Here is a 13298-nt window from a genome sequence, read left to right on the forward strand (position 1 = left end):
AGAGGGTCTCAGTTGCTTCGCCTGACCTGCTGTAGCCACTTGTCCAGCTCATTAGCGAACTGTTGACGATCGCGCTGGTTGAGGGTGTTCGGCCCCCGGTCTGAATACCGCTGGAGCGCAAGGTATCCATAAAATCCCGCATATTCAGGCGTTCGCGAATGGTGTCTGGCGTATAACGCTCACCGCGTGGGTTCAGGGCAATGGCCCCTTTTTCTATCACTTCGGCAGCCAGCGGAATATCGGCGGTGATCACCAGATCCCCCGGTTCACAGCGGCGCACGATCTCATTGTCTGCGACATCAAAACCTGCGGCGACCTGTAAAGTGCGGATAAATTTAGACGGCGGTGTGCGCAGGGGCTGATTGGCCACCAGGGTTACCGGCATCGCCGTGCGCTCGGCGGCACGGAATAACACGTCTTTAATCACGTTCGGACAGGCATCTGCATCAACCCAAATCTGCATTATTTCTGCTCCTGTAACCAGTCGCGCACCGGCAGGAAATCACGGTATAGCGCGGCCTCCTGGCTATTGGCGTCCGGTTGGTAGTTGTACTCCCAACGTACCAATGGCGGCATCGACATGAGGATCGACTCGGTACGGCCACCGGTTTGCAGGCCAAATAATGTCCCGCGATCCCACACCAGATTAAACTCTACGTAACGGCCACGGCGGTATAACTGGAACTGGCGTTCGTTGTCCCCCCAGGGCAATGCCCGCCGCCTTGCCACTATCGGCAGATAGGCGGCCAGGAACCCTTCGCCCACTGCACGGGTAAAGGCAAAGCAACTGTCGAAATCTGGGGTATTGAGATCGTCGAAGAACAGGCCCCCGATGCCGCGTGCCTCGTTACGGTGTTTGATAAAGAAATAGTCGTCGCACCACTTTTTATATTTCGGATAAACGTCGTCGCCGAACGGAGAGCAGAGCTGTTGAGCGGTGCGATGCCAGTGGACGGCATCTTCTTCAAACCCATAAAAAGGGGTCAGGTCGAACCCGCCACCAAACCACCAGACCGGCTCTTCACCCGGTTTTTCTGCGATAAAGAAGCGCACATTGGCATGGCTGGTGGGAACGTAAGGGTTGAGTGGGTGGATCACCAGCGAAACACCCATTGCCTGGAAACTGCGCCCGGCCAGTTCGGGGCGGTGCGCCGTGGCAGAGGCCGGTAATGTCGCGCCAGAAACATGGGAGAAGTTAACCCCGGCCTGCTCGAATACCGCCCCGTTGGTCAGTACCCGGCTGCGGCCACCGCCTCCTTCCTCACGCGTCCAGCGGTCTTCATTAAAACCGGCTCCGCCGTCGGCCAGTGCCAACTGCTGACAGATGTGATCCTGCAATTCCAGCAGGAAGGATTTTACGGCAGCTAGGGTGGGTGAACTCATACGGATCATTCGCAACGGGTAAGTGGACAGGGCGGCAAGTATACCCTTTTCACCCTGCAAGTTGCAGGGTCAGCGCGGTTTTCGTTGGTGCGCGTCGTAATACTGGAGGAAATTGATCACCCCGTCGGCAATGGCGCGGGCAATTTTCTCGCGAAAGGCGGTTGTCCCCAGCAGGCGTTCTTCGCCAGGGTTAGTGATAAACGAGGTTTCTACCAGCACCGAAGGGATTGAAGGGGATTTCAACACGGCGAACGCCGCCTGCTCGGTGCTGTCACTGTGCAAGCGATGCACCGGGCGGATCTGCCCCAGAACGTGGTGGCCGAGCGTCAGGCTGTTATTGATGGTATCGGTTTGCACCAGGTCGAACAGCACCTGTTGCAGATAGTCATCCTGCTGTTTGTATTTGCCGCCAGCCACGTCATCGGCGGCATTTTCGCGCCTGGAAAGGTAACGCGCCATCGCGCTGCTGGCCCCTCGGTTGGAGAGGGCAAACACCGAAGCACCGGCAGCATCCGGGCTGGTAAAACCATCGGCATGGATTGAAATAAACAGATCGGCCTGATGCTGGTGGGCAATCTCCACGCGCTGGAACAGGGGAATAAACTCATCGGCTTCCCGTGTCAGGCGAGCTTCAACATGATCGTGCTGGTGCAAAAAACGGCGCACATGGTTGGCAATTTCCAGCACCACATGTTTTTCCTGCGAGCCTTCGTGGCCCAGGGCGCCGGGGTCAATACCGCCGTGGCCAGGATCGATCATCACCAGCCTTTTACTGCCGATAGCTTTAGGGGCGGGTTGTCGGTGTTGATTACGCAGCATACCGCCGGTATTGCTGGCCTGAGCGCGTGGGGTTTTGCCACCGAGCAAGGCTAGCGCCAGACCGGATAACAGCAATTGGCGGCGAGTCGGTGAAGCGGCGAGAGGTTTAAAATTAAGGAAGGTTTTACTCGGTTTTTTCATCCCGCTGGCTCCGCCCAATATACCCGTCGTCGTTCAAGCTGAAGCGTTGCTACCGGCACTCACTCACCCCGTAACTGACTTAAGTAAGCTCCAGGGGATCGGTGAGCTGTGCAGGGAGGTTCAAATGCTGCGGGTGCACGGATCTGCTCGAAACTCATAGGGCATAAATATATTTCTCGACTTTATAGCGTATTGATATCTATTAATCGACTTAAGAACTATTGCCATTTATTACCTGGTCGTTGGATATATAGAGGTTGGCTAGGTAGGGATAACCCAACTAGTATAAATTTGAGGCTGATATTCCTTATCCCCTACGGCTTGAAAGACGACGGGTATAAGTTAATAATCACGCGATAATCAGATAAACATCTACCAGCGGCGCACAACCATGGAAATTCGCGTATTTCGACAAGACGACTTTGAAGAGGTTATCACCCTGTGGGAGCGCTGCGACCTGCTGCGGCCATGGAACGATCCAGAGATGGATATCGAACGTAAACTGAATCACGATCCGGATCTGTTTTTAGTCGCAGAGGTGAGCGGTGAAGTCGTGGGGTCGGTAATGGGTGGCTATGATGGCCACCGTGGCTCAGCCTATTATCTTGGCGTTCACCCGGATTATCGTGGGCGCGGTATTGCCAATGCGTTGATCAACCGGCTGGAGAAAAAGCTGATTGCGCGTGGCTGCCCGAAAATTCAGCTGATGGTGCGTGAAGACAACGACACCGTCATCGAGATGTATGAAAAGCTCGGCTACGAGATCCAGGGCATTACCAGCCTGGGCAAACGGTTGATCGAGGATCAGGAATACTGAATATCAGGGCGGTGGTTGCCACCGCCCAAGCCAGAATTTAAGGCAGCTTTTTGATGGTTTTCACATCGACTTCCACGCTGCTCCAATCTTTATCCACTTTCCCTTCCAACTGTACTTTATCTTTCGGGGTGATGGTCTGGCCGTTCCAGCGTTTTCTGTCGATCTCTACCGTCAGGGTGCCGGTGGCGTCGCGGAAGGTATAGGTGTCATCGCCGACGCGCTGTTCGATATTGCCTTGCAGCATCACCCAGGTGTCATCGCTCATCGATTTGACCTTATCTACCGTGGTCAGCGCGGCGCTTGGGCCAGAAAAACCGCCCTGCGGGCTGGTCTGCGTTTGTGCCTGCGGGGCGTTTGGATCGAGGAACCCGCCCTGTTGGGCCAGAACCGGTGCGCTGCACAGAGCAATTAATACTGCCAGAGTTGTCTTTTTCATCTGAGTCTTCCTTATCAGTGGATTAAATCACTTACCCGTTTTCGGGACACAGGCTGATTAAAACATAGGGATCTTAAGAGCTTCTTAAGCTGGATATTGAAAATGGGGATCGTTGCCGCCATTTGAAAGGGTAATCATAGCATGAGCAAGGAATAGCGTTTGAAGGCGCCGACACACCGGTTTTCACCGGATGATTACGATCAGCATGGCGTACTGCGGTTGCCGCTGTGGTTTTGGGGAGTATTAATCCTGCAGGCTCGCACCTGGTTGTTGTTTGTGATGGCGAGTACCTCCCGCGATCAGGGTCCCGCATTGCTGCAACTGTTCTATCCCGATACTCAGCGTTTTTGGTACGGTATGCTGCTGGGGCTGCCTGCGGCCCTGGCCTTTTTGATTGGTAGCCGCCGCCAGCAATGGCCGCGCCTGTGGCGTGCCTGGCGCTGGGTATTGGCGGCTTCGCTGCTGGCAGCGTTACTGGGCTCGTTATACAGCCTGTGGCAGCAAGACAGCAATGAACCCCCGGTTGATATTATCCTGGCGCTGCTGGATGCGCTGGCATTGTGGTATCTGCTGTTGAATCAGCGCTTGCAGGCCTGTTTTGAGCTGCCGGAAGAGCAGGATTAATTACCTGACATCGGCACTTTTTTCAATTTACGCACTCAAAACTCGCAACTAATGGCGCAGCCCAGGTGGTTATGAGAGGCTGGAGCCGCCAATGTCTTTGATATTAAGGAGCTATGAATGAATATTCGCCCACTGCTGTTAGGGCTGCCGCTGCTGTTGACCGGTTGTTCGACCCTGTCGAATTTCTCCTGGTCCAGCCTGTCGCCGTTCAACTGGTTTGGCGGCAGCGTAGAGGTTAGCGCTAAAGGCGTCGGTGATATCAATGCCGGTACCCCAATGACTGAAACGGCTATCCGCGAGGGTTTGCATAACAACTACCGCATACGCGGCGGTATGGCGACCAGCCACGGCCAGATCGTTTCCTACTATCAGGCGATGGATGGCAATGATGTCAAACTGGTGATCACCGGTGAACCTAAAGGGCATGTACAACGCGTTGATGTGATGGACCCTAAAGTGGCCACCGAATGGGGAAGCAAGCTGGGCACGCCGTTTAGCGAGTTGTTCAGCAAAGCCTACGGCTCCTGTAAAGCGGGTGAGGGCGAAGAGGCCGGGAAAGTGGAATGCGTATCGTCACAGAACCGCTATGTCAGCTATATCTTCACCGGCAAATGGGCCGGTCCACAAGACATCATTCCACCGGATGATACCTTGCAGAACTGGACGGTGAGTAAAATCATCTGGCACGCCAAAGCGCAGTAATTCTTTTCACGGGCATGCCGCAGCGTGCCCGTAATCTCAGTATTAAACCTGTCGCCTTACAAGCTGCAACTTGAAATTCATAGGGTATAAATCCCTACTTTCTTTGCGTTGGTGCAAGGCAATCTCCTTCACATACGTTATGATAGCGCGCGTTTGTAACCGGGAAACCCGTTACCCGATTCAGGTATTGAGGATAACTACATGACACAGGTTCAGAGCGGCATCCTGCTGGAACATTGCCGTTTTGGCATCTTTATGGAAGCCATGGTGCAGGGCGAATTTGCCGACTTGCGTCAAGGCTGTAAACAGTTTTGCCAAGAGTTAAGCGAGCTGCAGCAGCAATTTCCAGATGCCGGTTTAGGCGCAGTCATTGCTTTCGGTTCCGACGTCTGGCATGACCTTTCCAACGGCCAGGGTGCCAAAGAGCTGAAGCCGTTCACGCCGTTGGGCAAAGGCCTGGCACCGGCTACCCAACGCGATATGCTGATCCATATTCAATCACTGCGTCATGACGTCAATTTCACCCTGGCGCAGGCTGCGTTGGCGGCGTTTGGTAATGCCATCCGCATTGAAGAGGAAACTCATGGTTTCCGCTGGGTGGAAGAGCGCGATCTGAGTGGCTTTATTGATGGCACCGAGAACCCGCAGGCTGAGCAGCGCCCGGTGGTGGCGGTCATTGGCGAAGGTGAAGAAGACGAAGGTGGCAGCTACGTGCTGGTACAGCGTTATGAGCACAATCTGCGCCAGTGGCAGCGTTTCACTACCGAGCAGCAGGAGCAGATGATTGGCCGCACCAAACAAGGCAGTGAAGAACTGCCGCCGGAGCAACGGCCAGACACCTCGCACGTTAGCCGTGTCGATCTGAAAGAAGATGGCAAAGGGCTGAAAATCCTGCGCCAAAGCCTGCCTTATGGCACCGCCAGCGGCAAGCATGGCCTCTATTTCATCGCCTATTGCGCCCGCCTGCACAACATTGAAAAACAGTTGTTGAGCATGTTCGGCGAACTGGACGGTAAGCATGATGCGCTGCTGCGTTTCAGCCGTGCGGTAACTGGCAGTTACTACTTCGCGCCTTCCTTGACACGCCTTCTGTCACTTTGATGTGCCGCCAGGGGCCAGTTACGCTGGCTCCGGTTTTTCCTCCCCTGCGGTGAACCGCTTCCTTCCTGCCTTATAGCATTTGATGCTTGAAAATCACTAAACGGTATATAAAAGCGTTACAGGTCTGCATCAAGTTATAAATACACTGGTCAACATCAGGGCGCGAGCCTGGCAGTTTGACTGAGAGTAAAGGTGCAGAATGAAACATATCCGGGTTAAAAATACGGTGCTGAAAAGCGGGTTGATGGCGGCAATGCTGGTCAGTGGCACGGTTTCGGCGGCTGAATTGCTCAACAGCTCTTATGACGTCTCCCGTGAATTGTTTTCCGCGCTGAACCCCGGCTTTGAACAGCAATGGAATCAACAACACCCGAACGACAAACTGACAATTAAACAATCCCACGCCGGTTCCTCTAAACAGGCGCTGGCGATCCTGCAAGGTCTGCGTGCCGACGTAGTGACCTATAACCAGGTTAGCGATGTGCAGATCCTGCACGATCGTGGCCAATTGATCCCGGCAGACTGGCAGCAACGCCTGCCAAACAACAGCTCACCGTTCTATTCCACCATGGCGTTCCTGGTGCGTAAAGATAACCCGAAAGGCATCCACACCTGGAGCGATCTGGTGCGCGATGACGTGAAGCTGGTGTTCCCGAATCCTAAAACTTCCGGTAATGGCCGTTACACCTATCTGGCCGCCTGGGGCGCAGCCAGTCAGGCGGATGGCAACGATCAGGCTAAAACCCGTGAGTTTATGACCCGCTTTCTGAAGAACGTGGTGGTGTTTGATACCGGTGGCCGTGGGGCGACGACCACCTTTGTTGAACGTGGCCTGGGCGATGTGCTGATCAGTTTTGAATCGGAAGTGAACAACATCCGCAAACAGTACGGCGAAGACAAATACGAAGTGATCGTCCCACCGGTAGATATTCTGGCGGAGTTCCCGGTGGCCTGGGTGGATAAAAACGTCCAGAAAAACAGCACCGAGCAAGCGGCGAAAGAATACCTGAACTATCTGTACAGCCCGGCAGCACAGCAGGTGATCACCAGTTTCTATTACCGCGTTTATGACAAGCAGGCAATGGAGGCAGCTAAGGGCCAGTTCCCGGATACCCAACTGTTCCGGGTGGAAGAACAGTTCGGCGGCTGGCCGCAGGTGATGACTACCCACTTTGCGACCGGTGGGGAATTGGATCAGCTGTTAGCGGCAGGGCATAAGTAATGCTTTCGATCGCCAGTAAGCGGGTTTTGCCAGGGTTCACCCTTAGCCTGGGGAGCAGCCTGCTCTATACCTGCCTGATTTTGCTGCTGCCGCTCAGCGCCCTGGTCATGCAACTGGCGCAGATGAGCCTGGCGCAATATTGGGAAGTGATCACCAATCCCCAGGTGGTGGCGGCTTATAAAGTCACGCTGCTGGCGGCCGGGGTGGCCAGTATTTTCAATGCGGTGTTTGGCATGCTGATGGCCTGGATCCTCACCCGCTACCAATTTCCTGGCCGCGCTCTGCTGGATGGCCTGATGGATTTGCCGTTTGCGCTGCCCACGGCGGTGGCAGGTTTGACTCTGGCCGGGCTATTTTCCACCACCGGCTGGTACGGCCAATGGCTGGCCCATTTTGATATCAAGGTTTCCTTCACCTGGTTGGGGATTGCGGTGGCAATGGCATTCACCAGCATTCCTTTTGTGGTGCGTACGGTGCAGCCGGTACTGGAAGAGCTGGGGCCGGAATATGAAGAAGCCGCTGAAACGTTAGGGGCTACCCGCTGGCAGAGTTTCCGCCGCGTGGTGCTGCCGGAGGTCGCGCCTGCGCTATTGGCGGGCACCGCACTGTCGTTTACCCGCAGCCTGGGGGAGTTTGGCGCGGTGATTTTTATCGCTGGCAACATCGCCTGGAAAACCGAAGTGACCTCATTGATGATTTTTGTGCGCTTGCAGGAGTTTGATTACCCGGCAGCCAGTGCTATTGCCTCGGTGATCCTGGCGGCATCGTTGCTGCTGTTGTTTGCGATTAACATTTTGCAGAGCCGCTTTGGCCGCCGCATTGGGGGGCACTGATGGCTGATATTACTGCTCTGAACGGTGCTGAGCGCCCGCGTGTGAATTGGGGTAAATGGACGCTGATTGCCATCGGCGCGCTGTTCTCGATCCTGCTGCTGGTGGTGCCGATGATAATGATTTTTATCGAGGCATTCTCCTCTGGCGGAAAGGCCGTGTGGCATAACCTGTCCGATCCGGACATGCTGCATGCCATTTGGCTGACGGTGCTGGTGGCGCTGATCACCGTGCCGGTCAACCTGGTGTTTGGGACATTGCTGGCCTGGCTGGTGACGCGCTTTACCTTCCCGGGGCGCCAACTGTTATTGACGCTGTTCGATATGCCTTTTGCGGTTTCGCCGGTGGTAGCGGGGTTGCTGTATCTGCTGTTTTACGGCACCAACGGGCCGATTGGCGGTTGGCTGGATGCCCATAACATCCAACTGATGTTTGCCTGGCCGGGCATGGTGCTGGTCACGGTATTTGTGACCTGCCCGTTTGTGGTGCGCGAACTGGTACCGCTGATGCTGAGCCAGGGCAGCCAGGAAGACGAAGCTGCGGTGCTGTTAGGGGCTTCTGGCTGGCAGATGTTCCGCCGCGTGACCTTGCCGAATATCCGCTGGGCGCTGCTGTACGGCGTGGTGCTGACCAACGCCCGAGCCATTGGCGAGTTTGGCGCGGTCTCGGTGGTTTCCGGTTCCATACGTGGCGAGACCTATACCTTGCCACTGCAAGTTGAATTACTGCATCAGGATTACAACACCGCCGGGGCGTTTACCGCCGCTGCGTTACTGACCCTGATGGCGATAGTGACCTTATTTCTGAAAAGCGGATTGCAATGGCGCCTGGCGCGCCAGGATGCACGTCTCGAGCGGGAGGAAAATCATGAGCATTGAGATTAACGGTATCAACAAATTTTTCGGTCGTACCAAGGTATTGAACGATATCTCGCTCGATATTCCTTCCGGTGAGATGGTGGCGCTACTCGGCCCGTCTGGCTCCGGCAAGACCACCTTGCTGCGGATTATCGCCGGGCTGGAAAGCCAGAGCGGCGGCAAACTGGGTTTTCACGGTACGGATGTGAGCCGGGTACATGCGCGTGACCGCCGCGTTGGTTTCGTGTTCCAGCATTATGCGCTGTTCCGCCATATGACCGTCTTCGACAATATTGCCTTTGGCCTCAGCGTGCTGCCACGCCGTGAGCGTCCGAATGCCGCGGCGATCAAACAAAAGGTTGAGCAGTTACTGGAGATGGTGCAGTTGGGGCATCTGGCTAACCGCTACCCGTCGCAGCTTTCTGGCGGCCAGAAACAGCGTGTCGCTTTGGCGCGTGCGCTGGCGGTGGAACCCCAAATTCTGTTACTGGACGAACCCTTTGGTGCGTTGGATGCGCAAGTGCGTAAAGAGTTGCGCCGCTGGTTGCGCCAACTGCATGAAGAACTGAAATTCACCAGTGTATTTGTGACCCACGATCAGGAAGAGGCGATGGAAGTGGCTGACCGTATCGTGGTGATGAGCCAGGGCAATATTGAACAGGTAGGTTCGCCGACCGAGATCATGCGTGAACCCGCCACCCGCTTCGTGCTGGAGTTTATGGGTGAAGTGAACCGTCTGAACGGTGAAATCCGGGGGTCGCAGCTGTTTGTGGGTGCTCACCAATGGCCACTGTCATTCCAGCCCATGCATCAGGGCAGTGTCGATCTGTTCCTGCGCCCGTGGGAAATGGAGATTGGCACTGAAAGCAGCGCTCGTTGCCCGTTACCGGTGCAGGTGCTGGAAGTCAGCCCGCGTGGCCACTTCTGGCAGTTGGTGGTGCAGCCCATCGGCTGGCACCAGGAGCCGATCACGGTGATCCTGCCAGAAGGCAATGCCGCACCCGCTCGCGGTGGCCGCTATTACGTTGGCAGCCTGAATGCCCGCCTCTATGCTGGCGAACAACTATTACAACCGGTTGCGTTAGCCAAAAGCGCCTGATAGTTTCTAGTTCATTATTCCCAAATCGTGGGGCTGGTTAGTTTCGTCTGACCGGCTCCTTCTCTTTGGTGAGCGGGCGAGGAGAAGATCGCCTGAAGTTACTGCCCCTCACCCGGCCCTCTCCATCAGGGGAAGGGCCATCACGTTACATTACCTACAGGTCGAGATAGTGACAACGCTGGAACAATGCATCGGTAATACACCGTTAGTAAAACTACAACGACTGGCCGAAGGGCTGGGCAGTGAGGTCTGGGTCAAGCTGGAGGGCAATAATCCGGCAGGCTCGGTAAAGGATCGCGCTGCGTTAGGGATGATCCAGCAGGCAGAACTGCGTGGGGAGATTAAGCCGGGCGATACGCTGATCGAAGCCACCAGCGGCAATACCGGCATTGCGCTGGCCATGATCTGCGCGATGAAAGGCTATACGCTGAAACTGCTGATGCCGGAAAACATGAGCGTGGAGCGCCAGGCGGCTATGCGGGCTTATGGTGCCGAACTTATCCTGGTCAGTCGTGAACAAGGGATGGAAGGGGCGCGCGATCTGGCGCTGGAGATGCAGCAACTGGGGCAGGGCAAGGTGTTGGATCAGTTCAACAATCTCGATAACCCTTATGCACACTTCACCACTACCGGCCCGGAGATCTGGCAGCAGACCGCTGGGCGTATCACTCATTTCGTCTCCAGCATGGGCACCACCGGCACCATAACCGGCGTGGGTGGCTACCTGAAAAACCAAAGTCCGCAGGTTAAAATCATTGGCTTGCAACCGGCAGAAGGCAGCAGCATTCCCGGTATTCGCCGGTGGTCTCCGGCCTATCTGCCAGGTATTTTCCGCCCGGAGCTGGTGGATCAGGTGTTGGATATGGCGCAAAGTGAGGCCGAGCAGACCATGCGCCAGTTGGCGCAGCGGGAAGGAATATTCTGTGGCGTGAGTTCTGGCGGTGCGGTGGCCGGGGCGTTGCGTATCGCAGCGGCCAACCCGGGCAGCGTGGTGGTGGCGATTATTTGCGATCGCGGCGATCGTTATCTGTCTACCGGGGTTTTCAATATTATGTAAGGATTAAGTAAAACCGGCTGCGCAGAACGGCAATAGACGAGAAAATGGCGCAAATCGCGGAAGGAGTGAGGCATGAAAATTTTATTGGTCGATGACGATCTGGAACTCGGTACCATGTTGAGCGAGTACCTGACGGCTGAAGGATTCAATGCGACCCTGGTGCTGACCGGCAAGGCCGGGGTTGATGGGGCTCTTTCCGGGACCTATACCGCAATGATCCTCGACATCATGCTGCCGGACATGAGTGGGATCGATGTACTGCGGGAAGTGCGTAAAAAGAGCCGTTTGCCGATCATCATGCTGACCGCCAAAGGGGATAACATCGACCGGGTGATTGGCCTGGAGATGGGGGCCGACGACTATGTGCCCAAACCCTGCTATCCACGGGAATTGGTGGCACGCCTGCGTGCGGTGATGCGCCGTTTTGAAGAACAGCCGGAAACGATAGATAAAGATGCCGCGCTGGCCTTTGGGGAGTTGACGCTTAACTCTTCGACCCGCAGCAGCGAGTGGCAGGGCAAAGGGTTCGATCTGACCGCGTCGGAATTCAATCTGCTGGAACTGTTGTTACGCTCGCCTGAACGGGTGGTATCCAAGGATGAGCTTTCCGAGAAAGGGCTGGGGCGGCCACGCGAGGCTTACGATCGCAGCGTGGACGTTCATATCAGCAATATCCGCCAGAAGTTGGGCGCGCTAACGGGCAACCGGCTGAGCATTGAGACAGTGCGCAGTATCGGTTACCGCATCCGATAATGCCGATGCGTGGAAGACTTTTCTGGAAAATCCTGCTCGGCTTCTGGCTGACGTTCATCATCATGACCCAGGCGTTATGGGTCACGTTCACTTTCTATGGCAATCGCCATGAGCTACCGGAAAACAGCATTACCCGGCGTCTGGTTAACCAGCAACTGACTTCTGCTGCCACCCTGTTGCACAGCGGTGGTCTGCCCGCGCTGAATGCCATGATTGCCGACTGGCCAGAGGGGGAACGCCGTTTCTTCAGCGTCACGCCAACCGCTCTGCCGCCCGATGTGAAGCTTGAAACAGGGCGCCAGTCGCAAAATATCGAGTCATGGGTGAAAGGGGCCGATAATCAGGGATATCTGTTGAGCTATGACGTTGAGGGATTGCGGGAATCGCTGCGGCCCGCCAAGCGCGGACGCCTGCTGAATATTCCAGAACCCATGCTCTGGGTCGGCGGTTTGGGCGGGTTGCTGTTCAGTGCCGTGCTGGCCTGGAACCTGACGCGGCCAATGCGCCAGTTGCGGGCCGGATTTGATCGGGTAGCGCAGGGGGATCTGGCCGTCCGGTTATTCCCCTCCATGCGCAGGCGGCATGATGAACTTTCTGAAGTCGCGCGTGATTTTGACAGCATGGCCGAACGGCTGGAGCTGTTGGTCAGTGCCCGCGAACAACTGCTGCATGATGTTTCCCATGAACTGCGCTCGCCGCTGGCCCGCCTGCAACTGGCGATTGGTCTGGGGCGGCAAAACCCGGACAACGTAGAGAACTCGCTACAGCGTATCGAGCATGAAGCCGGGCGACTGGACAAGATGATCGGTGAGCTGTTGGCACTGTCGCGTGCCGAAAGCAATAGCCTGCCGGATGAAGAGTATTTCGATCTCTACGGGCTGGTGGAAGCGGTGGTTAACGATGCGCGCTATGAAGCGCAGATCCCCGGGGTTGAAATTGTGCTGCAGGCCAATCCCGATGTGGAATATACGGTGAAGGGCAATGCCGAACTGATGCGCCGGGCGGTAGACAATATTGTGCGTAACGCCCTGCGTTTTTCCAGCCAGGGCCAGCACGTTACGGTGATGCTGACGCGGGTGGATCAACTGTTCCAGATCCAGGTCAGCGATCAGGGGCCGGGGGTGGAGGAGTCGAAGCTTTCCAGCATTTTTGATCCCTTTGTACGGGTTAAGTCGGCGATGTCCGGCAAAGGTTATGGGCTGGGTTTGGCAATAACCCGTAAAGTGGTGCTGGCGCACGGTGGGCAGGTCGATGCCCATAATGGCGATCAGGGCGGTCTGGTGATCACCCTGCGGGTGCCACGCTGGGGGCTCGGCTAGGCTTTACTGCGCATACTTGCGTTGCTACTTTTGTTAAATCTGGCTGAACGTTTCAGGGCGTGAAGTGGGCATTACTATTATCAGCTGATGCTGAGAATCCGCTTTGAGCCGAAACAATATCATCATATTAAGCTTGCC

Annotated in this window: 14 protein-coding genes and 1 pseudogene; 11 read left to right on the plus strand and 4 right to left on the minus strand. The window is 55.8% G+C overall.

Annotated elements, in window-relative coordinates:
* Positions 1 to 8: 8 nt before the first annotated feature.
* From ACQ86O_RS12770 to amiA, 3 genes and pseudogenes are all read right to left on the minus strand, one after another.
* Positions 9 to 463 (minus strand): annotated as a pseudogene (locus ACQ86O_RS12770) (YaiI/YqxD family protein).
* Positions 463 to 1383, minus strand: coding sequence for an oxygen-dependent coproporphyrinogen oxidase (gene hemF / locus ACQ86O_RS12775; protein WP_431225508.1), 921 nt, complete (start codon positions 1381 to 1383; stop codon positions 463 to 465). The pseudogene ACQ86O_RS12770 and the gene hemF overlap by 1 nt, the downstream one beginning before the upstream one ends.
* A 69-nt stretch (positions 1384 to 1452) precedes the next feature.
* Positions 1453 to 2343, minus strand: a complete 891-nt coding sequence (gene amiA, locus ACQ86O_RS12780; RefSeq protein WP_431225509.1) for an N-acetylmuramoyl-L-alanine amidase AmiA — start codon at positions 2341 to 2343, stop codon at positions 1453 to 1455.
* Between the two features lie 391 nt (positions 2344 to 2734).
* On the opposite strand from amiA, the gene ACQ86O_RS12785 reads away from it, so the two are divergent.
* On the plus strand, positions 2735 to 3160 hold the full coding sequence (locus ACQ86O_RS12785) for a GNAT family acetyltransferase (RefSeq protein WP_431225510.1): 426 nt from the start codon (positions 2735 to 2737) through the stop codon (positions 3158 to 3160).
* A gap of 37 nt (positions 3161 to 3197) precedes the next feature.
* Here the strand turns inward: ACQ86O_RS12785 and ACQ86O_RS12790 are convergent, their stop codons facing one another.
* A complete protein-coding gene (locus ACQ86O_RS12790) occupies positions 3198 to 3596 on the minus strand; it encodes a YgiW/YdeI family stress tolerance OB fold protein (RefSeq protein WP_431225511.1) in 399 nt (132 codons plus the stop codon).
* A gap of 159 nt (positions 3597 to 3755) precedes the next feature.
* Here ACQ86O_RS12790 and ACQ86O_RS12795 point away from each other — a divergent pair, with 159 nt between their 5' ends.
* The 10 genes from ACQ86O_RS12795 to ACQ86O_RS12840 all read left to right on the plus strand — a co-directional run bounded on the left by ACQ86O_RS12795 (position 3756) and on the right by ACQ86O_RS12840 (position 13160).
* On the plus strand, positions 3756 to 4220 hold the full coding sequence (locus tag ACQ86O_RS12795; RefSeq protein ID WP_431225512.1) for a DUF2919 domain-containing protein: 465 nt from the start codon (positions 3756 to 3758) through the stop codon (positions 4218 to 4220).
* A gap of 117 nt (positions 4221 to 4337) precedes the next feature.
* Positions 4338 to 4922: an RpoE-regulated lipoprotein gene (locus tag ACQ86O_RS12800; protein WP_431225513.1), complete on the plus strand. Its 585-nt coding sequence runs from the start codon at positions 4338 to 4340 to the stop codon at positions 4920 to 4922.
* 201 nt (positions 4923 to 5123) lie between these two features.
* On the plus strand, positions 5124 to 6023 hold the full coding sequence (locus tag ACQ86O_RS12805) for a Dyp-type peroxidase (protein WP_431225514.1): 900 nt from the start codon (positions 5124 to 5126) through the stop codon (positions 6021 to 6023).
* Positions 6024 to 6222: 199 nt separating this feature from the next.
* On the plus strand, positions 6223 to 7245 hold the full coding sequence (locus ACQ86O_RS12810; protein WP_431225515.1) for a sulfate ABC transporter substrate-binding protein: 1023 nt from the start codon (positions 6223 to 6225) through the stop codon (positions 7243 to 7245).
* Positions 7245 to 8078 carry a sulfate/thiosulfate ABC transporter permease CysT gene (cysT, locus tag ACQ86O_RS12815; RefSeq protein ID WP_431225516.1) on the plus strand — a complete coding sequence of 278 codons (834 nt, stop codon included), beginning with the start codon at positions 7245 to 7247 and terminating at the stop codon, positions 8076 to 8078. The genes ACQ86O_RS12810 and cysT overlap by 1 nt, the downstream gene beginning before the upstream one ends.
* Entirely contained in the window at positions 8078 to 8953 is an 876-nt protein-coding gene (gene cysW / locus ACQ86O_RS12820; RefSeq protein ID WP_431225517.1) for a sulfate/thiosulfate ABC transporter permease CysW, read from the plus strand. The genes cysT and cysW overlap by 1 nt, the downstream gene beginning before the upstream one ends.
* Entirely contained in the window at positions 8943 to 10031 is a 1089-nt protein-coding gene (cysA, locus tag ACQ86O_RS12825; protein ID WP_431225518.1) for a sulfate/thiosulfate ABC transporter ATP-binding protein CysA, read from the plus strand. The genes cysW and cysA overlap by 11 nt, the downstream gene beginning before the upstream one ends.
* A 169-nt stretch (positions 10032 to 10200) precedes the next feature.
* Entirely contained in the window at positions 10201 to 11088 is an 888-nt protein-coding gene (gene cysM, locus ACQ86O_RS12830) for a cysteine synthase CysM (protein WP_431225519.1), read from the plus strand.
* A 72-nt stretch (positions 11089 to 11160) separates the two neighbouring features.
* Positions 11161 to 11841: a response regulator transcription factor gene (locus ACQ86O_RS12835; protein WP_431225520.1), complete on the plus strand. Its 681-nt coding sequence runs from the start codon at positions 11161 to 11163 to the stop codon at positions 11839 to 11841.
* 5 nt (positions 11842 to 11846) lie between these two features.
* Complete coding sequence (locus ACQ86O_RS12840) at positions 11847 to 13160, plus strand: ATP-binding protein (protein ID WP_431225521.1); 1314 nt, start codon at positions 11847 to 11849, stop codon at positions 13158 to 13160.
* The last annotated feature ends 138 nt before the right edge of the window (positions 13161 to 13298 follow it).

This window comes from Serratia sp. L9 (assembly GCF_050632285.1).
Lineage (GTDB): Bacteria > Pseudomonadota > Gammaproteobacteria > Enterobacterales > Enterobacteriaceae > Chania.

What these genes read in the sequence shown, in the direction of transcription:
- cysT (WP_431225516.1), top strand. Translation starts at nt 7,245, where the DNA reads ATGCTTTCGATCGCCAGTAAGCGGGTTTTGCCAGGGTTCACCCTTAGC.
- ACQ86O_RS12835 (WP_431225520.1), top strand. Translation starts at nt 11,161, where the DNA reads ATGAAAATTTTATTGGTCGATGACGATCTGGAACTCGGTACCATGTTG.
- ACQ86O_RS12785 (WP_431225510.1), top strand. Translation starts at nt 2,735, where the DNA reads ATGGAAATTCGCGTATTTCGACAAGACGACTTTGAAGAGGTTATCACC.
- cysA (WP_431225518.1), top strand. Translation starts at nt 8,943, where the DNA reads ATGAGCATTGAGATTAACGGTATCAACAAATTTTTCGGTCGTACCAAG.
- ACQ86O_RS12805 (WP_431225514.1), top strand. Translation starts at nt 5,124, where the DNA reads ATGACACAGGTTCAGAGCGGCATCCTGCTGGAACATTGCCGTTTTGGC.
- cysW (WP_431225517.1), top strand. Translation starts at nt 8,078, where the DNA reads ATGGCTGATATTACTGCTCTGAACGGTGCTGAGCGCCCGCGTGTGAAT.
- hemF (WP_431225508.1), bottom strand. Translation starts at nt 1,383, where the DNA reads ATGAGTTCACCCACCCTAGCTGCCGTAAAATCCTTCCTGCTGGAATTG.
- amiA (WP_431225509.1), bottom strand. Translation starts at nt 2,343, where the DNA reads ATGAAAAAACCGAGTAAAACCTTCCTTAATTTTAAACCTCTCGCCGCT.
- ACQ86O_RS12840 (WP_431225521.1), top strand. Translation starts at nt 11,847, where the DNA reads ATGCGTGGAAGACTTTTCTGGAAAATCCTGCTCGGCTTCTGGCTGACG.
- ACQ86O_RS12810 (WP_431225515.1), top strand. Translation starts at nt 6,223, where the DNA reads ATGAAACATATCCGGGTTAAAAATACGGTGCTGAAAAGCGGGTTGATG.
- ACQ86O_RS12790 (WP_431225511.1), bottom strand. Translation starts at nt 3,596, where the DNA reads ATGAAAAAGACAACTCTGGCAGTATTAATTGCTCTGTGCAGCGCACCG.
- ACQ86O_RS12800 (WP_431225513.1), top strand. Translation starts at nt 4,338, where the DNA reads ATGAATATTCGCCCACTGCTGTTAGGGCTGCCGCTGCTGTTGACCGGT.